The organism is Streptomyces sp. NPDC015032, assembly GCF_043080425.1.
Classification (GTDB): Bacteria; Actinomycetota; Actinomycetes; order Streptomycetales; family Streptomycetaceae; genus Streptomyces.
The window spans coordinates 101,281-122,542 of the sequence record NZ_JBIBVN010000012.1 but is presented as its reverse complement, the minus strand read 5'-3'; the positions used below and the strand labels follow the sequence as shown (position 1 = coordinate 122,542).

Annotated in this window: 15 protein-coding genes and 1 pseudogene; 9 read left to right on the top strand and 7 right to left on the bottom strand. The window is 72.0% G+C overall.

Annotated features, from left to right (window positions below; genetic code table 11):
* The first annotated feature begins 235 nt into the window (after positions 1-235).
* A complete protein-coding gene (locus ACF08M_RS19305; RefSeq protein ID WP_392186450.1) occupies positions 236-1,969 on the top strand; it encodes a chitinase in 1,734 nt (577 codons plus the stop codon).
* 59 nt (positions 1,970-2,028) lie between these two features.
* Here ACF08M_RS19305 and ACF08M_RS19300 read toward each other — a convergent pair whose 3' ends face one another.
* A complete protein-coding gene (locus ACF08M_RS19300) occupies positions 2,029-4,710 on the bottom strand; it encodes an ATP-binding protein (RefSeq protein ID WP_392186449.1) in 2,682 nt (893 codons plus the stop codon).
* A 177-nt stretch (positions 4,711-4,887) separates the two neighbouring features.
* Between ACF08M_RS19300 and ACF08M_RS19295 the strand changes: the two genes are divergently transcribed.
* Both ACF08M_RS19295 and ACF08M_RS19290 read left to right on the top strand, forming a co-directional pair.
* Complete coding sequence (locus ACF08M_RS19295; protein WP_392186448.1) at positions 4,888-5,991, top strand: hypothetical protein; 1,104 nt, start codon at positions 4,888-4,890, stop codon at positions 5,989-5,991.
* Positions 5,992-6,215: 224 nt separating this feature from the next.
* Complete coding sequence (locus tag ACF08M_RS19290; protein WP_392186447.1) at positions 6,216-8,453, top strand: protein kinase; 2,238 nt, start codon at positions 6,216-6,218, stop codon at positions 8,451-8,453.
* Between the two features lie 35 nt (positions 8,454-8,488).
* Here ACF08M_RS19290 and ACF08M_RS19285 read toward each other — a convergent pair whose 3' ends face one another.
* The 3 genes from ACF08M_RS19285 to ACF08M_RS19275 form a co-directional block, all read right to left on the bottom strand.
* Positions 8,489-8,899 (bottom strand): RidA family protein, encoded by a 411-nt coding sequence (locus ACF08M_RS19285; protein WP_392186446.1) that lies wholly within the window; start codon positions 8,897-8,899, stop codon positions 8,489-8,491.
* A gap of 6 nt (positions 8,900-8,905) precedes the next feature.
* Entirely contained in the window at positions 8,906-9,673 is a 768-nt protein-coding gene (locus ACF08M_RS19280) for an IclR family transcriptional regulator (RefSeq protein ID WP_392186445.1), read from the bottom strand.
* Between the two features lie 73 nt (positions 9,674-9,746).
* A complete protein-coding gene (locus tag ACF08M_RS19275) occupies positions 9,747-10,889 on the bottom strand; it encodes a sugar kinase (protein ID WP_392186444.1) in 1,143 nt (380 codons plus the stop codon).
* Positions 10,890-11,111: 222 nt separating this feature from the next.
* On the opposite strand from ACF08M_RS19275, the gene ACF08M_RS19270 reads away from it, so the two are divergent.
* Together ACF08M_RS19270 and ACF08M_RS19265 are read left to right on the top strand one after the other, a co-directional pair.
* The gene (locus ACF08M_RS19270; RefSeq protein WP_392186443.1) at positions 11,112-12,404 is read left to right on the top strand and encodes an alanine racemase; all 1,293 of its coding nucleotides are present in this window, start codon (positions 11,112-11,114) and stop codon (positions 12,402-12,404) included.
* A gap of 44 nt (positions 12,405-12,448) precedes the next feature.
* Entirely contained in the window at positions 12,449-14,116 is a 1,668-nt protein-coding gene (locus ACF08M_RS19265) for an amidohydrolase family protein (RefSeq protein WP_392186442.1), read from the top strand.
* Positions 14,117-14,209: 93 nt separating this feature from the next.
* Here the strand turns inward: ACF08M_RS19265 and ACF08M_RS19260 are convergent, their stop codons facing one another.
* Positions 14,210-15,061: a siderophore-interacting protein gene (locus ACF08M_RS19260; protein WP_392186441.1), complete on the bottom strand. Its 852-nt coding sequence runs from the start codon at positions 15,059-15,061 to the stop codon at positions 14,210-14,212.
* A gap of 83 nt (positions 15,062-15,144) precedes the next feature.
* On the opposite strand from ACF08M_RS19260, the gene ACF08M_RS19255 reads away from it, so the two are divergent.
* Positions 15,145-15,966, top strand: a complete 822-nt coding sequence (locus tag ACF08M_RS19255; protein WP_392186440.1) for a TetR/AcrR family transcriptional regulator — start codon at positions 15,145-15,147, stop codon at positions 15,964-15,966.
* 96 nt (positions 15,967-16,062) lie between these two features.
* On the opposite strand, the gene ACF08M_RS19250 is transcribed toward ACF08M_RS19255, so the two are convergent.
* Together ACF08M_RS19250 and ACF08M_RS19245 are read right to left on the bottom strand one after the other, a co-directional pair.
* Positions 16,063-16,938, bottom strand: coding sequence for a serine protease (locus ACF08M_RS19250; RefSeq protein WP_392186439.1), 876 nt, complete (start codon positions 16,936-16,938; stop codon positions 16,063-16,065).
* Between the two features lie 282 nt (positions 16,939-17,220).
* Positions 17,221-17,346, bottom strand: a pseudogene (locus ACF08M_RS19245) (winged helix-turn-helix transcriptional regulator); the annotation flags it as partial.
* Between the two features lie 364 nt (positions 17,347-17,710).
* Here ACF08M_RS19245 and ACF08M_RS19240 point away from each other — a divergent pair.
* The 3 genes from ACF08M_RS19240 to ACF08M_RS19230 all read left to right on the top strand — a co-directional run bounded on the left by ACF08M_RS19240 (position 17,711) and on the right by ACF08M_RS19230 (position 21,162).
* Positions 17,711-19,081 carry an erythromycin esterase family protein gene (locus tag ACF08M_RS19240; RefSeq protein WP_392186438.1) on the top strand — a complete coding sequence of 457 codons (1,371 nt, stop codon included), beginning with the start codon at positions 17,711-17,713 and terminating at the stop codon, positions 19,079-19,081.
* Positions 19,082-19,359: 278 nt separating this feature from the next.
* Entirely contained in the window at positions 19,360-20,571 is a 1,212-nt protein-coding gene (locus ACF08M_RS19235) for a pyridoxal phosphate-dependent aminotransferase (RefSeq protein WP_392186437.1), read from the top strand.
* Positions 20,572-20,754: 183 nt separating this feature from the next.
* Positions 20,755-21,162, top strand: coding sequence for a hypothetical protein (locus ACF08M_RS19230; protein ID WP_392186436.1), 408 nt, complete (start codon positions 20,755-20,757; stop codon positions 21,160-21,162).
* Positions 21,163-21,262 lie beyond the last annotated feature (100 nt).

Sequence of the window (21,262 nt, the reverse complement as noted above, 5' to 3'; positions counted from 1 at the left end):
CCAGAGGTCTTGACAACTTGATTGGTCTGGACCAGTTTATCCGCCAGCGGTGGCCACCGTCGCTCCACCCCACTCCCGCTTCATCTCCGCGCCACTCCGAAGACAGCCGCGATACCCGTCGGCCGATGCCGCCGACTCGTTCCCGGGTGTCTTCGGGCACCCCCGAGCACCCCCGGCCCGGCCTTCCCCCGAGTTCCCCCGCCCAGCACCCCAACTCCCCCACGGAGGCAGCAAAGTGGAACCTTCCCCCGCCAGCGGCCACAGACTCCGCAGGCGCCACACCCGGCCGCTCCTCGGCGGCGCCCTGGCCGTCCTCGCGGCCGGCGCGCTGACCGCCACCGGTCTCGTCGGCAACGCCCAGGCCGCCGACATCAACGTCGCCAAGAACGCGGGCTTCGAGTCGGGGCTCGCCAACTGGGCCTGTTCCGGCGGCAGTGGCACCATCGTCTCCTCGCCCGTGCACGGCGGCACCGCCGCCCTCAAGGCCACCCCGGGCGGCCAGGACAACGCGCAGTGCGCCCAGACCGTGGCCGTGAGGCCCGACTCGACGTACACGCTCAGCTCCTGGGTGCAGGGCGGGTACGCGTACCTCGGCGCGAGCGGCACCGGAACCACCGACGTGTCGGCCTGGTCCCCCGGCTCCACCAACTGGTCCCGGCTCACCACCAGCTTCAGGACCGGCCCGAACACCACCTCGGTCACGGTGTACACGCACGGCTGGTACGGGCAGGCCGCCTATCTGGTGGACGACGTCTCGGTCAGCGGCCCCGACGGCGGCGGTACCGACCCCGAGCCGGGGGTCCCGGCCGCCCCGGCCGGACTCGCGGTCGGCGCGACCACAACCTCCTCCGTGGCCCTGTCCTGGAACGCGGTCTCCGGGGCGAGCGGCTACACCGTCTACAAGGACGGCACGAAGGCCACCACGTCCACCGGGACCTCCGCCACGGTCACGGGTCTGGCAGCCGACACGGCGTACCAGTTCGCGGTGACCGCCACCAACGCGGCCGGTGAGTCCGTCAAGTCCGCGACGGTCAGCGGCCGTACGGCCAAGGACGGCGGCGGCAATCCCCATCCCGGCACCTCGGTGCCCAAGCACGCGGTGACCGGCTACTGGCAGAACTTCAACAACGGCGCGACCGTGCAGAAGCTCGGCGACGTGCCCGCGAACTACGACATCATCGCGGTCTCCTTCGCCGATGCCACGACCACGCCGGGTGCCGTCACCTTCAACCTGGACACGGCGGGGCTGAACGGCTACACCGTCGACCAGTTCAAGGCCGACATCAAGGCGAAGCAGGCGGCCGGGAAGAACGTCATCATCTCGGTCGGCGGTGAGAAGGGGTCCGTCTCGGTCAACAGCGACGCCTCCGCGGCCAACTTCGCCGACTCGGTGTACTCGCTCATCCAGGAGTACGGCTTCAACGGCGTCGACATCGACCTGGAGAACGGCCTCAACTCCACGTACATGACGAAGGCGCTGCACTCGCTGTCGCAGAAGGCGGGCTCCGGCCTCGTCATCACGATGGCCCCGCAGACCATCGACATGCAGTCCACCTCGGGCGAGTACTTCAAGACGGCCCTCGGCATCAAGGACATCCTGACCGTCGTCAACACGCAGTACTACAACAGCGGTTCGATGCTCGGCTGCGACGGCAAGGTCTACTCGCAGGGCTCGGTGGACTTCCTCACCGCGCTCGCCTGCATCCAGCTGGAGGGCGGCCTCGACCCGTCCCAGGTCGGCCTCGGAGTTCCCGCCTCCGCCAGCGGCGCGGGCGGTGGCTATGTGTCCCCCTCGGTCGTGAACGCGGCCCTGGACTGCCTGGCCTCGGGCACCAACTGCGGCACCTTCAAGCCCTCGAAGACCTACCCCGGTCTCCGCGGCGCGATGACCTGGTCGACCAACTGGGACGCCAAGTCGGGCAACGCCTGGTCGAACGCGGTGGCCCCGCACGTCCACGGCCTGCCTTAGCCGGTGGCCGTACCTCCTGACCAGCAGCGCCGCCGCTCCCCGGCGGCGCTGCTGCATGTTCACCCCGTCGGAGACAGACAGTGACGCACGGCCCGGCCCACGGCCTGCGCCGGGGTGAGCGTCGCGCCCTCGGTGACCGCCGCGTCGAACACCCGCTCCCCGAGGGCCCGGCGCAGCGCGGCGCGGCACGCGCTGCGGCGTTCGATCAGGCCCTCGTACCCGAAGAGCAGGGCCTCGCTCGCGGGCCAGATGGCCGCCGAAGCGGCAAGCAGCACCGCCGCCTCCCGCAGCCCCCTGCGCTCCGCCAGCGCGCACTGGGCCAGCGCGTCGAGCAGCGCGACCGGTGTGCGCCTGTCCGGGAACCGCTCCCGGCCGGTCAGCGCCTCGGCCAGCGTGGCGCGTGCCTCGGCCGGCTCGCCACGGGCCAGCAGCAACAGGGCCAGGGACCAGAGGATGTAGCCGCGATGCCACTCCTCTCCGGTCCGGGCAGCGGCCGCTGCCGCGTCCGTCAGATGAGTACGTGCTCTGTCCGCGTCGCCCGCCTGCCAGTAGGCGGTGCCGAGCTGACTGAGCGCGTGCTGGAGGCCTTCCGCGTTCCCCTCCGTCCGAAAGAGTCCGAGCGACCTCTCCGTGAGTGCCACCGCCCGGTCCGGTTGCCCACGCATCAGGAGGGACAGGCCCTGCACCAGCAGGCTCCAGCCGAGTGCGCAGGGGTCACCGGACCGCCGGGCGCGGCCCGCGGCCCGGACCGCGCCCTTCAGTGCTGCGTCGGCGTCCCCGCGCATGGCGTCGAGGTACGCGCGCATCCACATGAGCCTGGTACGCACGCCGGCGGGTGTGGGCGCGGGCGGGTCCGGCGCCGGGGCCGTCCCCTCGACGGGCAGGGTCCGGGTCACGGGGACCCGGGTGTCCTCGCATACCCGGGTGTCATCGCACTCGACGGCATCGTGGATGTCACCGGCCCTCCCGGCACGGACGGCCGGGGAGTCGGCAGCCGGGGAGTCGGCGGTCGAGGCACCACCGGCCGAGGAGTCGGCGGCCGAGGCACCACCGGCCGAGGCATCGATGGTGCGGTGCAGGGCGCGCGTCATCCATCGGCGGCCTTCGTCCAGTGATCCCACCGCGACGCAATGCCACCACAGATCGGCCACCATTCCGGCCGCCACCCGGACGGCGGCCGGGTCGCGTGACTCCGTCAGCCCGTATTCATGGGCGCGGCGCAGTCCCGCCAGCTCTGCCCGGACGGCCCGGATCAGCTCGGCCTGGCCCGGTCCGTGCCAGCGTTCGCGGGCGCTCCTCGCGAACCCGGCCCACCAGTCGAGGTGCCTGCGCGCGGCCAGTTCGGCGCCTCCCCGCCCGTCCAGCAGGGTGCGCCCGTACTCGCGGACCGTCTCCGGCATCATCAGCCGGTGCTCACCGTCCGCCGTTCGCACCGCGGTGAGAATGGAGTGGTCGACGAGCCCCGCCAGCGAGTCGAGGACGGCGCTGCGGGAAGCGGCCGGGGCCCGTACGGGGACGGGCGCGCAGACGGCCTCGGCGGCTTCCACCGGCACCTGGCCCGAGAAGACGGAGAAGGCCGCCCAGGCCCACTGTTCGTCCGGACTGCACAGCCGATGGCTCCAGTCGAGCACGGCCCGCAGCGACGCGTGGCGGGGCGGGGCCGCCGGATTCGCGTTGCCCAGATCGTGCAGGCCGGAATCCAGCCGCTCCAGAAGCTGGGCGGGCGACAGGAATCGCAGCCGGCGTGCCGCGATCTCCATCGAGAGCGGCACACCGTCCAGGCGGCGGCAGATCTGCCGGGCGCTCTCCCGGTCCGCGGCGCCCCATCGCAGATCGGGCCGGACGGAACGGGCACGCGCCCACAACAGGTCGAGCGCGCCGCCGCGGTCGGCCGTGACCGGCAACGGGGCGACGGCGCAGAGGCACTCTCCGCCGACGCCGAGCGGATGGCGGCTGGTGGTCAGGAAGGTGATGTCCGGCGCTCCGCGCAGGACGGCGTCGATGAGCCTGCCGGTGGCGGGGATCAGATGCTCGCAGTTGTCGAGGACGAGGAGCAGGTCGCGATCGCGCAACAGCGCGACGAGTCCGGCGAGCGGCGGCACTCCCGGGACCGGCACCTCGCCGAGCGCCGCGAGGACTTGGTTCGCGACCGACTCGGGCGCACTCACCTCGGCCAGCTCCACCCAGCGTGCCCCGTCGCGGTGCCGGAGAGCCGCGCTGCGGGCAGTCTGCTGCGCGAGTCTCGTCTTACCGACCCCGCCCAGGCCCGTGAGGGTCACCATCCGTCCGGCGGACAGCAGTTCGTGCACCCGCCGCAGGTCGTCGGCCCGCCCGACGAAGGAAGTGGGAGTGTCAGGGACACGGACACCGGGTGAGCGGCCGGACGCCTGCCGCTCGTACGGGGTACGCGGGGCTACCGGCCGGCCGCGTCGTACCGGGGGCGGTCCCGGGTTCGGCCCGGCCGCGAGCGGAGCGTCCCGCCCGCTCAGCCGGTTCCACCGGGCGCGCCATTCGGTGTCGTCGGTGACACCGCAGGCGCGCAGGAAGGCGCTGAGCGCCACCCATGTGGGCAGCCGGTTGCCCGAGGCCGCCGCCGAGAGGGTCGAGGGCGCCACATGGACTCTGGCGGCCAATGTCCGGTACGGCGGGTTTCCTTGTGCCGCCCGTAACGCCCGTAACGCAGCGGCGAGTTCGACGAGTGCCTCCCGGTCCCCGTCGAGCGGCTTCTCCTGCCGTCCCACGCGTCACCCCCGTCTTCCTGTCCGTCGGCCGTCGGCAGGCCGGAGATTGATTTCATTCTGACCGGGGGTTGTTCGCACCGTTGCGCACGTGCGGAATTCAATGCCGTTCCGGCGCAGACTGTCCACCCGGTTCGCCGCGCACGGGGGGCGGCGAACTCCCGGACGGAGGAAGGTTCTGTGGAGCGGGGAAGCATCGGACACGGGCGGCGAGGACAGCTTCTGTGGTGGTGCTCGGGACTGCTTGCGCTGGCTCCGGTGGTGGTCGCTCAACTCGACGGGTGGGGCACCGGCAGTGATGTGGCCTCCGTGGCGGGGCTGCTGCTCGCGGTGACCGGCATGGCGCTGCAACGTGTCGTCCCGTCGGGGTCCCGTCCGGCATCCGGCGGTTCGGGGGATGCGGGAACCACCGACGACGTACCGGACACGCCGGGAAGACGGAGGGAGGAGGACGCGGGCCGTGGGCGGCTTTCGACGGTGAAGCGGACGCAGGCCGGTGCCGGTGCCGGTGTCCACGCGCCGGCCCCGGCCCCCGGTGGCCCGAGCGTCGTCATCCACAACGTCCACGGCGGGAGCCAGGTCGTCGTCGCGTCGGGCGACGGTTCCCGGGCACGGGGCACCCTGCGCCATCGCACGGCGGTGTCCCTGCACGCCGCCGGACTGGTACTGGCCGTCGTGCTGGTGGGAGCGCGGCTGTACCCGGCAGGCGGCAGCACCGGTCCGGGGCACCCGCCCCCCGCTCCAGCGGTCTCGCCCTCGGCCGGCCCGGAATCGAGCCCGACCACCGATCCCACACCTTCGGGTGCCGCCTCGCCCGCCCCCGCCACACCGTCGGTGTCCGAAACCCCGACATCGACGGCCCCACGGCCACCGGCCTCCCCGGACGCGGACCCGCCGGGCGTGGACTCGTCGGACCTGGCTCTCCAGTGCAGCGGCTGGAAGAACCCCGACCACGGTGTGACGTACCGGATGTGCATCGGCACGTCCGGAGGACGGCTGCGCGTCGCCACGTACTACCGGGCGGCGGGAGCCGTCGCCGACCCGCCGAAACAGATGTGGACATGGCTCGTGCGCACCGAGACGAGGCACAAGAGCGACCGGCACCACTGCCCTCGGCCGGTCGCCACCGAGACCCGCTTCTGCGATACGACGGTGGACGCGCCCCCGGGTACGTACACCGCCGCGGGCGGAGTCAGCGACCGGGCCTCCCAGCTGCCGGCTGCCTGGACAACACCCGGGTACTACGGGCAACAGAGCGGCCCCCTGTACTGGCCCGGTGGCTGAGAACACACCGGAGGGGACGCCGCGTCGAGCGACGCCCGGTCGGGTGCGGGCCCGGCCGGGTCGGTCCATGGGGCCGGGGCCGTCCCCGCCGGTCTGCGGGGACGGGGCCGTCCCCTGTCTGTCCCGGTTCCGGGCGCGGTGTCCGGGACAGGCCCGACCCATGGCCTCATGGGCGCTCGCGTGCCACCGTGGTGGGGGCGCGATGGTGCGACGGGGGGAGCGACATGGCCGGGGCGCGGGTTCAGGCACTGGGCGCGGACGATCCGGCGGTGCTCGGGCCGTACCGGCTGATCGGGCGGCTGGCCTCCGGCGGCATGGGGCGGATCTACCTGGCCCGGAGCGACGACGGGCAGGGCCCCGGGAAGTCCGGCCGGAGAACCGGGGGGCCCGGGGGCGCCGGGGACGCTGGGGGCTCTGGGGGCGCCGGAGGGCTCGTCGCGGTGAAGACGCTGCTCGCGGAGGGGGATGTCAGCGCGATCGACCGGCGGCGGTTCGCCCGGGAGGTGACGCTCGCGCAGCGGGTCGACAGCGCGCACACGGCGCGGGTACGGGACGCGGACCCGGGCGCCGAGCGGCCCTGGATGGCCATCGACTACATCGCCGCGCCCCCGCTCTCCGAACTGGTGCGCAGCTGCGGGGTGTTGCCCGCATCGGCCGTGCGGTGGGCGGCGGCCGGCACCGCGGAAGCACTGGTCACCCTGCACCGCGAGGGCATCGTGCACCGCGACGTGAAGCCGCAGAACGTGCTGCTGCCGCTGGCCGGCCCCCGGCTGATCGACTTCGGCATTTCCCACGCCAGCGACCTCACCCGCACCAGCCTCACCCTGGGCACCATCGCGTTCACCTCGCCCGAGCAGGCGCGCGGCGAGCCGTCCACGGCGGCGTCGGACGTGTACTCGCTGGGCGCGGCCCTGTTCCTGCTGGCCACCGGCCGGCCGCCGTACCGCTCGGACGGCGACGCCCTGCGCCTGCTCGCCCGAGTACAGCGCGGCGAACTCGACCTCGACGGGCTGCCGAAGGAACTCGTCCCGACGATCCGCCCGTGCCTGGCCACCGATCCGGCCGGACGCCCCACGCCCGCCGATCTGCTCGGCCGGTTCCGGGCGGACCAGGCCGGGATGCCGGCGACGCACAGCGGCAGCCGCTGGCTGCCACCGCGCTGGACGGCGCTGATCGAGGAGTACGCGGCCCAGGGCCGGGACCTCGCGCGCACGAACCGGATCGAGCCGGAAGCCCCGACCGTCGACCAGCGCACGAGCATGGTGCCGCCACCGCGCACCACCCGGATGTACACCGAGGAACGCGAGGCGCACCTGCGGCGGCTGCGGGAACGCGAACGGGACCTGCGGGAACGCGCCGAGCAGGAACGCGCCGGGCAGGAACGTGCCGAGCAGGAACGTGCCGAGCGGGAACGGCAGCGGGCCGCCGAGGAGCACCAACGGGCCGAACGCGAACGCGCCGAGAAACGCGCCGCACGAGAACGGCAACGCGCCGCCGAAGAACACCAACGCGCCGAACGCGAACGCGCCGAGAAACGCGCCGCACGAGAACGGCAACGCGCCGCCGAAGAACACCAACGCGCCGAACGCGAACGCGCGAAGAAACGCGCCGCGAAGGAGCACTGGCGGGCCGAGCGGCGGGCCCGTGCCTCGTCGGCACGGCCGTCGCCCGGCTCGTCCACGTCCTCATCGTCGTCCTCGTCGTCCTCGTCGGCGTCCTCGTCGGCGTCAGCGTCCTCATCAGCGCCCCGCCGCACACCGACGACACCTGCGGAACCCGCACCACCGGCGGCGAAGAAGTCCTCCGGCAGCGGCTGGCTGCTCGTCCCGGTCCTCTTCTTCGTACTCGTGGTCTGGCAGCCCTGGAAGCTCTTCGATACGGGCAGCACCAGCACCACCGCGTCCGGCGGAAGCACCTACGGTTCCACCGCCGGGCAGACCTCCACGCCCACCCCCACACCCACCCCCGACCCCACGGACCAGGCGTTCCGCGCCGTGCGTTCCGGTGACTGTCTCAACGTCTACGACGACGGGCACGGGAGGTGGAGCGCCTCGGTGCCCATCCGGGTCGACTGCGAATCCGCCAGCGCCTACGTCTATGTCTCCAGCGCCACCTCCACCTCCGGTTCCCCCTACGACTGCCGCAGCGGGAACGGCCGCGGCGAGTGGCACCACTCGGCGGACGACGGGTTCGACACGACCCTGTGCCTGTCGCGTCAATTCCGTAAGGGCCAGTGCTTTCCCGCCGATCCGAAGGGGAACGGCCAGGCCGATCTGATGGTGGTCTGGAACTGCAGCTCCGACCGGGTGCCGGTCGCGGGCTACGCCATCCTGCAGATCACCGACTACTACCGGGCGCCCAAGTCGTACAGCGGCCAGATCTGTCCGGCGGGTGCCGGGGAGCGGAACTGGTACTGGAAGGTGGACGGAGGCAAGAACATCATTTGCACCCGCCCGTCCTGACCCGTCGGCAGGCACGATCGGCTTGCTCAGCCGGATCAGCCGAGGACCGCGAGCGCGTCGATCTCGATGAGCAGGCCCTTGGGAAGGCCGACGTAGACCGTCGTACGGGCGGCGGGGGCCGCCTTCAGGTTCTGCTCGCCGAAGTAGCTGTTGTAGATCTCGTTCATCTCGGCGAAGTGGTCCACGTCCGTGAGGTAGACGCGCATCATCATCACGTCGTCCCAGCTCGCGCCGCCCTCCTCCAGGATCGCCTTGACGTTGGCGAAGGTCTGCAGGGTCTGCTCGCGCAGGGTCGGACCGGCGGGGGTCGGGGCCTTGCCCTCGACGGCGGGGAGGAAGCCGACCTGACCGGCGACCTGGAGGATGTTCCCCTTCTTCACCCCGTGCGAGAACTTCGCGGGCGGCGTGGTGTGGGTGCTCGGGGTGAGGGCGATCTTCTCGGTCATGGCTGTTCAGGCTCTCCTGGGTTGGTGGGGGTGGTCGGTGCCGGAGTACTCCCGGCTGATGGTGTCGGCGGTGCGGCGCACCAGGGGGAGCAGGGTGAGGAGTTCCTCGGCCGTGACGACGACATTGGGCGCGGAGACCGACATCGCGGCGACGACCCGACCGTCCGCACCCCGGATGGGGGCGCCGACGCAGTTGATGGACTCCTCGTGGCCGCCGAGGTCGGTGGCCCAGCCCTGTTCGCGGACGGCGGCGAGCTCCTTGAGGAAGGCACCGGCGTTCGGGATCGAACGGGACGTGTACATGGGGTAGTCGAGCTTCTCGGCGATGGCGCGCCGCTCGGGCTCGGTGAGGTCGGCGAGGAGCAGTTTCGCCACGGCGGCGACGGTGATCGCGACGGGCTTCCCGATGCGTGAGTACATCCGGACCGGGTAGCGGCTCTCGACCTTGTCGATGTAGAGGACCTCGTTCTCCTCGTACACCGCGAGATGCACGGTGTGGCCGCAGCTCTCGTTGAGTTCGACGAGGTGGGGGTGGGCGATCTCGCGTACGTCGAGGTTCTCGACGGCTTCCTGCGCGAGGGCGAAGAGACGGGCGCCGAGGCGGTAGCGCTGGTCCTGCTGGCGGTAGACGAGCCCGTGTTCGTGGAGCGTGCGGAGCAGGCGCAGCGCGGTGGACTTGTGGACGCCGAGCCGCTCGGCGACCTGCCCGAGGTCGGCGGACCCCCGGGCGAGCAGCGGCAGGATGCTCAGCGCCCGGTCGACGGTCTGGCTCATGCGCGTGCCTCGCTGCCCTCGGCCCGGACGTCGCCCGGGACGCCCCTCCTGTCCGTTCGCTCGCTGCGCCCGCTCACGTCGTTCGTACCTCCTGGTCGTGCCCCGTCCACCCGGGGCCGAGACGAAGTCTCCCCCAGGCTTCGTCGTCCAGTGCGGCGAGGGCGTCGGCGTGCGCGCGGGCCGGAGGGGCGGTGAGGTCGCCGGGAACGGTGAGGACGGCGGCGGCCATGAGGTGGCCGTGCCGGACGCGGTCGCGTACGGGGAGGCCGCGGAGGGTGGCGGAGAGGAAACCGGCGGCGAAGGCGTCACCGGCGCCGACCGGGGCGACGACATCGACGTGGAGGGCGGGGACGGTGGTGACGGAGTCGGCCCCCGCGGAGACAGGACCGGATCCCCCGGAGGCACGGCCGACTCCCGCGGAGACAGGACCGGCCCCTTCGGTGTCCGAGGAGCGGGGGCCGGGGCGGGGCCCCGAGAACACCGTCGCCCCGTCGGACCCGCGCTTCACGACCAGCACCTCCGGCTCCGGCAGCACCGCACGGATCGCCTCCGCGCCCTTCACCCCCCACGCCTCCTCCGCCTCGTCCTCGCCGACGAAGACCAGGTCGGAGCGGCGGGCGAGGTCGAGGAGGACGCCGGGGGCGGCGTCGGTGTCGCGCCACAGGCCCGGCCGGTGGTTGACGTCGAAGGAGATCAGCGGGCGGTCGGGCCGGGGCGCGGTCAGGTCGTGGAGCAGGGCCAGGCAGTCGGCGGAGAGCGCCGCCGTGATGCCGGACAGGTGCAGGACGCGGGCCGCGAACAGCACCTCGTGCGGGACGTTGTCCGGGGACATCGCGGAGGCGGCGGACCCGGCCCGGTAGTACGCGACCTCGTGGACATCGGTGGCCCGGTCCGTCGCCGTACGGAAGTAGATCCCGGTGGGCCGCTCCGGATCGCGCCGCACGGCGGAGGTGTCGACCCCGTACCCGGCGATCGCCCCGACGAGGTGGTCCCCGAACCCGTCCGCGCCGACCCTGCCGACCCAGGCCGCCCGGTGCCCGGCCGCGGCGAGCGCGCAGGCGACGTTGGACTCGGCGCCGCCGATGCCGCGGCCGAAGGAGGGCACGTCGGCGAGGCGTCCGGGCTGCGACGGCAGGAACGTCACCATGGATTCGCCGAGACACACGACTTCGGCGGCCGTGTCGGCGTCGGCGGTCCTGGCCGGGGTTCCGGGCACTCGGGGCTCCTCGCGGGGTCGGTGGGTTCGGCGGGGCGGGCAGTGGTGCGGCGGGGCGGGCGGTGGGGCGGCAAGGCGGGCGGATGTGCGGCGGGGCGGGGAAGAATCGACGCAGGCCGTCGGCATTGACCCGGCGTCGGCTCGGATGTTAGACAGCGTCAAGCGGTATACGCAATGAGAGTTGCATATGCTGCAACGAATACTTCGATCGAGGAGGCCCCCTTGGCCGCCGACCGTCCTGTGACCGGACTAGCCGACGAGCTGGTCGATTACCGCTTCAAGGCGCTCCCGCCCGACGCGGAGGGCCTGACCGTCGGCGCCCTCGCCGCCGAGCGGCGCAATCTCTTCACGGGCGGCTTCACCACCCCGGTGCTCGCCCTGTCCGCCGAGTCGGTCGAGCACAATCTCGCCCTTCTGGAGGCGTACGCGGAGCGCCACGGGCTCGCCTTCGCCCCGCACGGCAAGACCTCCATGTCTCCGCAGCTCTTCGCCCGCCAGCTGGCACACGGTGCCTGGGGCATCACTGCCGCCGTGCCGCACCAGGCGCGGGTCTACCGGGCGTACGGAATCCGGCGGATCTTCCTCGCCAACGAACTCGTCGACGCCGCGGCCCTGCGCTGGCTGGCCGGCGAGCTGGACGACGACCCGGAGTTCCGGTTCATCTGCTACGTCGACTCGGTGCGCGGCGTCGAGCTGATGGACGAGGCGCTGCGGGCGGCGGGCGCCTCCCGGCCGGTCGACGTCGTCGTGGAACTGGGCGCGGGCGAGGGCGCGCGCACCGGTGTCCGTACCGAGGCCGAGTGCGCGGCGGTCGCCGACGCGGTGGCCGCGACCGGGACCCTGCGTCTGGTGGGCGTGGCCGGCTACGAGGGCGAGGTGCCGGACGCGTCCGGGGAGCGGGTACGCGAGTGGCTGCGCCGACTCGTGGCGCTGGCCGTCGGCTTCGACCGCGCGGGCAGGTTCGCGGCGTCGGTGGCGGCCGGTGAGGGGATCGTGATCAGCGCGGGCGGCAGCGCGTGGTTCGACACGGTGGCGGACGCGTTCGCGGAGATGCCTGAACTCTCCGGTCCGGTGCTCAGGCTGCTGCGCTCGGGGGCGTACGTCTCGCACGACGACGGCCACTACCGGAAACTCACCCCGTTCAACCGCGTTCCGCAGGAGGGGACTTTGCGGCCCGCCTTCCGGCTCTGGGCCCAGGTCGTCTCCCGCCCCACCCCCGAGCAGGCGTTCCTGAACGCGGGCAAGCGGGACGCGGCGTACGACCTCGACCTCCCGCAGGCCCAGGTCGTACGGTCCGGCCGCGACGGCACGCTCCGGCCTGCGACGGGTGTCGCGGTCAGCGGACTGTCGGACCAGCACACCTGGGTGCGTACGGAGCCGGGCGCGGAGCTGGAGGTGGGCGACTGGGTGGGGATGGGCCTGTCGCATCCGTGCACGAGCTTCGACAAGTGGCAGCTGATTCCGCTGGTGGAGGCGGACGGCACGGTCACCGACTACATCCGCACGTTCTTCTGATCCCCCGCGGGCCGGGGAACGAACGCCCCTGAAAGGCGGGCCCCATGGACCTGGTCATCCGCAATGCACGCGTCATCGACGGCACCGGCGCCCCCGCCCACCGCGCCGACGTGGCCATCGGCGACGGCCGGATCGCCGAGATCCACCCCGAACACGCCCCCGGCCCGCGCCCCTTCGCCCGTCGCATCCTCGACGCCGACGGACTCGCCCTCTCCCCCGGCTTCGTCGACATGCACGCGCACAGCGATCTCGCACTGCTCCGCGACCCCGACCACAGCGCCAAGGCCGCGCAGGGCGTCACGCTCGAAGTCCTCGGCCAGGACGGCCTGTCGTACGCCCCGGCCGACGACCGTACGCTCGCCGAGGTACGCAGGACGATCACCGGCTGGAACGGCGACGGTTCGGACCTCGACTTCGACTGGCGCACGGTCGGCGAGTACCTGGACCGCCTCGACCGCAACTTCGGCGGGCAGGGCATCGCGGTCAACGCCGCCTACCTCATCCCCCAGGGCACGGTCCGGATGCACGTGATGGGCTGGGAGGACCGCCCGGCCACCGACGCCGAGCTGACCCGGATGAAGGAACTCGTCGCCCAGGGCATGACGGACGGCGCGGTCGGCATGTCCTCCGGCCTCACGTACACCCCCGGCATGTACGCGGACGACGCCGAACTCACCGAACTGTGCCGGGTGGTGGCCCGGTACGGCGGCTACTACTGCCCGCACCACCGCTCGTACGGAGCCAACGCGCTCGGCGCGTACGAGGAGATGGTGCGGCTCACCGGGAACGCGGACTGCGCCCTCCACCTCGCCCACGCCACCATGAACTTCGGGGTGAACAAGGGCAGGGCGCCGGAACTGCTCGCCCTGCTCGACGACGCCCTCGACGCGGGCGCGGACATCTCCCTCGACACCTACCCGTACACCCCCGGCTGCACCACCCTCGTCGCGATGCTGCCGAGCTGGGCGGGCGAGGGCGGACCCGAGTCGGTCCTCGCGCGCCTGGCGGACGACGCGACGGCGGAACGGATCCGGCACCATCTGGAGGTGCTCGGCTCGGACGGCTGCCACGGCGTGCCGATCGAGTGGGACACGATCGAGATCTCCGGCGTCAGCGTGCCGGTCCTCGCCGGCCAGGTCGGCCGTACGGTCGCCGAGTCCGCGCGCCTGCGCGGCGAGGAGCCCTGGGCGACCGCCCGCCGGCTGCTCGTCGAGGACCGGCTCGGCACGACGATCCTCCAGCGCGTGGGCCACGAGGAGAACGTCCGGCAGATCATGCGCCACCGGGTGCACACCGGCGGCAGCGACGGCATCCTCCAGGGCGACAAGCCGCACCCGCGCGCGTACGGCACGTTCCCGCATTATCTCGGCCGGTACGTAAGGGAGTTGGGCATCCTGTCGCTGGAGGAGTGCGTCGCCCACCTCACCTCCCGCCCCGCGCGGCGGCTGCGGCTGGCCGACCGCGGGTACGTCCGCGAGGGCTACCGCGCGGACCTGGTCCTCTTCGACCCGGCGACGGTGGCGGCGGGCTCGACGTTCGAGGAGCCGCGCACGCTGCCGGCCGGCATCCCGCATGTGCTGATCGACGGCCGCTTCGTCATCGAGGACGGCCGCCGGACGCAGGTGCTGGCGGGAAAAGCGGTGCGGGGCGGGGCGGCACGGGCCGGGCAGGGTACCGGCGACCCGTCGACGCCTGCGGCCGGCCGCAGGTGATCCGCCGACGGCAGCCGCACCCCTGAGACGGCACCGGGGCACGCACCCCCGCAACGGCGAGGCCAAGAGCCGCCCCGTCACGGGACAGCCCTGTCAGGCCGGGTCCCAATCCTCCGCCGCCCGCTCCTTCGCCCAGGCCAGGTCCTCCTCGGTCGGGGCGTCGTCCTGGCTGAGGCTGCTACGCCAGTAGCCGCTGAACTCCACGGCGGCCCTGGGCAGTCCGCGCTCCTCGACCAGGTGGCGACGGAGCGCCCGTACCGCCCCGGCCTCACCGGCCAGCCATGCCGCGCCGGATCCGGCGGGCAGCCCGGCACCCCTCACCGCATCCGCGAGTCTCCCGCCCCGGTCCCGGTGCACCCAGTGCACGGTCACCTCGCCGGGCGAGGCGAGCACCTGTTCCTCCGCCTCGTCGGCGACCTCGGCACAGACCACCGCCCGGCCCCCGGCCGGGAGGGATTCCAGGAGCGTCCCGATCGCCGGGAGCGCCGTCTCGTCCCCGGCCAGCAGCAGCCAGTCGGCGTCGGGCAGCGGCCGGGCGTACATCGAGGACGGGCCGACCATGCCGAGAACGTCCCCGGCGCGCGCGTCCCGGCCCCAGCGGGCGGCCGGGCCTCCGTCGCCGTGGAGTACGAAGTCGACGGTCATCAGGCCGCTTCGGCGGTCGTACCCGCGGACGGTGAAGCTCCGCATCAGCGGACGCTCCGGCTCGGGGATCGCGAGATACGCCTCGTACCACCGCATGCCATGGGTGTCGTCGGCGTCCGGCTCCGGCAGCCGGGGCGCCTCCTGCCCCTCCCTGGGGAAGCAGAGCTTCATCTGCTGGTCGGGCCGGTCCTCCATGAGCTCCGCCAGCGCGTCCCCGGAGAAGGTGACGCGTGCCGTCCTCGGGGTGATCCGCTCCACCCCCACGACCCGTACGTACGACACAGGCAACGCCTGACCCATCGCGGCCCCACTCTCTGCGACTGATACTTTACGCCCTAAGGAATTGCCCGGGCGAAGTTACTTTATGGCGTAAGGAGTCGCAAGTGGTGGTCTTTGCCGGACAGGGCGATGCCCGCCGTTCGATGTCCCTGCTGTGGCGCGCCGAACGGCCGGAGGAGCCGCGCCGCGGCCCCGCGCCGGGCCCGAGGCCGGGGCTGAGCGTCGACGCGATCGTGACCGCCGCGATCGCCGTCGCCGACGAGGACGGCATGGCCGCGCTCTCGATGCGCGCGGTGGGCGAGCGGCTGGGACGTACGGCGATGGCCCTCTACACGTACGTCCCCGGCAAGAGCGAACTGCTGGACCTGATGTACGACGCGGTCCATGCCGAGCTGCCCACGGAGTACCCCGGAGTCGACAACTGGCGCACCGGGCTGACCGATTGGGCCCATGACACGCTGGCGTTCCACCTCCGCCACCCCTGGGTGCTCCAGGTCTCCCAGGCCCGCCCGGTCCTCGGCCCGCACGAGTACGGCACCCTGGACACCCTCGTACGCCTCCTGGCCGGGACCGGGCTCGACGCCCCGCTCCTGCGGCGGCTGACCGGCACGCTGTCCCACTTCGTCCGCGGCTGCGCCGGGACGGTCGCCGAGGCGCGGCAGGCCGCGGCGGTGACGGGCGAGTCGGACGAGGAGTGGTGGTTCGCCCGCTCGGCACTGCTGGGCGAGGTGGCGCCCGACTTCGCGGACCGTTACCCGGACCTGAGCGCCATGGAGAGCGCGTCCGCCCCTCCGCCGCCCTCGCCCGGCCCCGACGGCGAGGAGCTGCCCTTCCTGGAGCGCCAGGCGCGGGAGACGTTCGACGCCGGGCTCGGCGTACTGCTGGACGGGATCGAGGCGGCAATCCGGCGCGCGGGCACGCGCTGAACCCACGGACACACGTGACCGCCGCGCTGAACCCACGGACACGCGTGGCCGCCGCGTTGCCCGGCCGGGCAGCGCGGCGGCAGCTCGTTCACACGCTCACGGCTTGGGCAGGGCACACCCCGCCCGGCTGAGGTCGAACTTGTTGCCGGCGCCGATGCACGGCACGATGCCGTACGTCTCCTGGGCGTAGTTGATGCCCTCGCGCACCGTCACCTTGCCGCTCTCGTCGACCTCGCACGGGTTGTTGTCCGTGCACTCCTGGCCGTCCTCGTTGCCGGTGTTGTTGACGGCGACGACCTTGCCGGTGGCGTTGTCGATCACCGGGGAGCCGGACGTACCGCCGATGGTCTGGCAGGCGGAGGTGTAGCGGACCGAGTCCTTCCAGGTCCACTCCCCTTCCTTGAGGCGGTAGACGAAGCCGTCCACATTGCAGGCGTACGTGCGCTTCCAGTAGCCGGAGACGACGGTGATCGCGGTGCCCTGGACGGGGTGCGCGGTGTTCAGCTCCAGCGCCTTGATGCCGTAGGTGCTCTCGATCTGCGCGTAGGTGCTGGTGAGCTGGTACACCGATATGTCGGTGTCGGTCATCGTCCCGTACGCGATCTTGCTGGCCCGCAGGGTGCCGACGCCGCTGCCGGCGGCGTTCAGCAGGGTGAAGCTACGGGTGGACGGCTGGTTGAACACCACCTCGCCCGGCCCCGGGAATCCCGACTCCATGCAGTGCCCGTTGGAGAGCACGAGCGCGGGGTCGCCGGGCTGGGAGTCGGGCGTACGGACGACGGAGCCGGAACAGTTGCTGAGCGCCACGGTTCCGGCGAAGTTGACCGCCTTCGGCTTGATCTGTTCCTGGGGCCGGCTCTGCGCCTTGACCGTGCCGGGCGCCGCGTCGTGGCCGGCGGCCGCGGTCGCGGGCGCGATTCCCGCCCCGAGGAGCAGAACGGTGAAAAGCGCGCCGACGAGAGGCTTCTTCATGTGGGGGGTCCCCTCTGGTGACCTGTCCAGGGCCCTGATGGCCCCTGTGACCGAAATTCCTTCGGTTTGACATGCGCATGTTGGCGTACGAGAGGGGCTCCCACAAGGGGCGGTTTCAAGCCACGCGGTGTCGGCCCGTCAGCTCCCGGGCCGACTGCGACAGCCCGGTGCGCAGGATCGCCCTGTGCCCGGACCGGCCGGGTGGGCCACCGCGGGTATCAGCCGCTGCTCTCCGCGCTCGCGCCCGTACCTTGAGCACGTCGTAGCGCGCTCTCCCGCCCGTCAGGGATGCGGTCGCTCGGCGTCGACGAGGATGTTCTCCCTCCCCCAGGCGCCGAGCGGCCGCAGCGCCTCGTTGAGTCCGACACCCAGCGGGGTCAGCGCATACTCGACGCGCGGCGGCACCTCCCCCCGTCGCTGACCGGCCGCACGCTCACGGTCACGGCGAACGACGGCACCCGCACGGAACGGGAGCTGGCGGACGGCGCCGAGGTGCTCCGGGTCCTGGCGGCCGACTTCGGCATCCGCCTGCCCGGGGACACCCGGCTGCCGGAGTGACGACGAGGAAGCGCCGCCGCATGTCTGTCAGGCTCCGCGCATCTGAGCTGACGTGGCGCAACCCGACGCTCCATTCCCGGATCAGTGGAGTCAGCGGTACCGCCGTCCGGGGGTATTCCCCCGAAGCATTTCGGAAGCTGACCCCAGCGCGCGGCTGGGTAGTCACGGGCGAAGATCCCTCTCAAGCACCGAATGCAAGTTGAGGGGTACGAACATGGCCAAGCACCGGAAGCGCATCAGCCGGCGCGCACTGCTGGCGACCGCGGTGGTCGCGGCGGGAGCGGTCCTCGTTCCCGTGGCAGTCCAGGCCGCCACGGCCGGTCCCGCGGGCACCGCAGGCACACCCGGCGGGAAGCAGGGCCCCGTCCACGCGCTGGAGCAGGCGGCCCATCCGCTGCGCTCGACCGAACCGGGCGGGAACACGGCCGACCTGCGGGCCCTGAGCGCGATGGTCGGCGACGCCAAGGTGGTCGGACTCGGCGAGGCCACCCACGGATCCCACGAGTTCTTCACCATGAAGGAACGGGTCTTCCGCCACCTCGTCGAGAAGAAGGGCTTCACCACCTTCGCCCTGGAGCTGAGCTGGTCCGGGGGCCTCCAGGTCGACGACTACCTCCAGACCGGCAAGGGCGACGCCCGCAAGCTGGCCAAGGAAGTGTTCGCCGGCTCTCCGTGGGAGCGCGAGGAGTTCGTCGGTCTCATCGAGTGGATGCGTGAGTACAACCGCCACCACCCCGACCGCCCCGTCCACTTCATGGGCGACGACATCGGCGCCCCCTCGATCAACGACGAGTTCTTCGGCCGGGTGACCGGCTATGTGAAGGAGAACCACCCGGAGGCGCTGCCGCAGCTCAACGAGCTCTACACCGGACTGCGCCCGATCGACGACGTCTTCGCCTACCTGGGTAAACCGCTCGCGGAACGGCAGCGGCTCGCCGCCCAGGCGCAGCAGGCCCTGGAGCTGGTCAGCAGCCAAAAGGGCTCGGGCGGCGAGGCATTCGACTGGGCCGAGCAGAACGCCCGCTCGATCGCCCAGACCACCAAGTTCCTCACCATGAACCCCGCCGACATGGACTCGATGGCCGAATTCCAGCGCTTCCGCGACGAGGTGATGGCCCAGAACGTCACCTGGTGGCAGAAGCGGACCGGCGGCAAGATCCTGCTGTCGGCGCAGAACGACCACGTCGGCTACCTCGCCAGCAACCCGGAGTTGTACCCGAAGACGCAGGGATCGTTCCTGCGCGACACGATGGGCAGGAGCTACCTGCCCATCGGCTTCACCTTCGACCAAGGCTCCTTCCTCTCGAAGGATGACGCCATCGGTGGTGAGTGGAAGAAGTTCACCGTGGGTGCGGCCGGCCCCGGCAGGAACGAGCACACCCTCGACCAGGTCCGTTACCGGGACTTCTATCTGGACACCCGCACCGCCCCGGCCGCCGCGCGCACCTGGCTGAACGTTGCCCGGCCCACGCTCGGCGTCGGCACGCGGTTCCCCGAGGAGCCGCGCGACGTCGCGCTCGCCAAGTCCTACGACGTCCTCATCCACCTCCACGAGGTCCGGGAGGCCGACAAGCTGAAGCCGTGACGGCCCGGCCTCGGGGCCTGGCCGTGGTTCTCGGGACCGGGCCCCGAGAACCAGGACCGTCACTCCCCGCGTCGTGGCGCATCTCACCCGTCCGGGTCCGTCACTCCCTGCCCCACCGCATTCGAAGCCCCGTCGCTGCCACCGCCCGGCGTTCCCACGGCGCCGGGCGGTGGGCGCATGGCTATGGAAGACGGCGCGGGCGAGCGGAAATACCCGGGTGGGGCAACCGGAGGACAAAGCCCGGGCGGCTCGTGAAACGCGGTCGTAAGCTCCCAGACATGCAGGTCATCCAGTCCACGAAGCTCGCCAATGTCTGTTACGAAATCCGGGGCCCCGTGCTTGAGGAGGCAATGCGGCTGGAAGCGGCCGGTCATCGCATCCTCAAGCTGAACACCGGCAACCCTGCCGCGTTCGGGTTCGAGTGCCCGCCCGAGATCCTCGAGGACATACTGCGCAACCTCTCCGGGGCGCACGGCTACGGCGACGCGAAGGGGCTGCTGTCCGCGCGCCGGGCGGTGATGCAGCACTACCAGACCAAGGGGATCGAACTCGACGTCGAGGACATCTACCTGGGCAACGGCGTCTCCGAGCTGATCCAGATGTCGATGCAGGCGCTGCTCGACGACGGCGACGAGGTCCTGGTACCGGCTCCGGACTATCCGCTGTGGACCGCCTCGGTCTCGCTGGCCGGCGGTACGGCCGTGCACTACCGGTGCGACGAGCAGGCCGACTGGATGCCCGACCTCGCCGACATCGAGCGGAAGATCACCGACCGCACCAAGGCGATCGTGATCATCAACCCGAACAACCCGACGGGTGCGGTCTACGACGACGAGATGCTGCGCGGGCTGACGGAGATCGCCCGGCGCCACAACCTGGTCGTCTGTTCCGACGAGATCTACGACCGGATCCTGTACGACGGAGCGACCCACACCCCGACCGCGACCATCGCGCCCGATCTGATGGTGCTCACGTTCAACGGGCTCTCCAAGAACTACCGGGTGGCCGGATACCGCTCGGGCTGGCTGGCGGTGTGCGGGCCGAAGGCGCACGCGTCCTCGTACATCGAGGGGCTGACGATCCTCGCCAACATGCGGCTCTGCGCCAATATGCCGTCGCAGCACGCCGTGGCCACCGCGCTCGGCGGACGGCAGTCGATCAACGAGCTGGTGCTGCCGGGCGGGCGGATCCTGGAGCAGCGGGACGTCGCCTACGACCTGCTGACCTCCATTCCGGGCGTGACCTGCGTGAAGCCGAAGGGGGCGCTGTATCTCTTCCCGCGCCTGGACCCCAAGGTCTACAAGATCAAGGACGACCGGCAGCTGGTCCTCGACCTGCTGCGGGCCGAGAAGATCATGGTCGTGCACGGTACGGGGTTCAACTGGCCGGAGCCCGATCACTTCCGTGTCGTGACGCTGCCCTCGGTCGAGGATCTGACGGACGCGGTGAACCGGATCGCGCACTTCCTGGACGGGTACGGCCAGCCGTAGCGGGTCGTCCGGCATCCTCGTCGGCGACCCTCTCGGCCACCCCGTCGCCCCCGCCAACCGCCCCGTGGGCCTTCCCGTCGGCCACCCGTCGGCCTTCCCGTCGGCCACCGCGGAATCGATCGCGGACAACTTTAGACTAAATCCAATGTAGGATGGTTCCACAGCAACACCAGGAGGCCATCCATGTACGAACCGATCCGCACCAAATCGGTCCACACACCGGCCGACCACGCCGACGACTTCCCGCACCGTTCCCGCGAGGAGGAGCTGGACATCCAGCTGGCCGGGCACCTGGCCGCACTCCTCGCGGTCACCGACGAGCTGGACCTCGGCGCGGCGGGCGACCGCATCGCCGAGCAGGTGGCCAGGCTGCGCGGCGCGCCGCCCGCCCGGCACGCCGGCCGGACCGACGCACCCGCACTCGCGCTCCACCGCCGCGCCCACGCCCTGGCGGGCCGGGCGCTGGTGGTGGCCGCGTCCCGCGCCGACACGGCCGTCGCGATTCTCGCGGCCGAGCGCATGGACGCCCACACGGCGGCGATCGCCGCCACCGCCCCTGCCGCCCCGGCGCGGCTGGTCGGCGCCCTCTGACGACCCCGGTCCACGGGCCGTCGAGGCGCGTGGACCGGGTGTCACTCATCCGTGCCCCGGAGGCGGGACACCGGAGGGACCCCTGTAAGTGGTGGCGGGA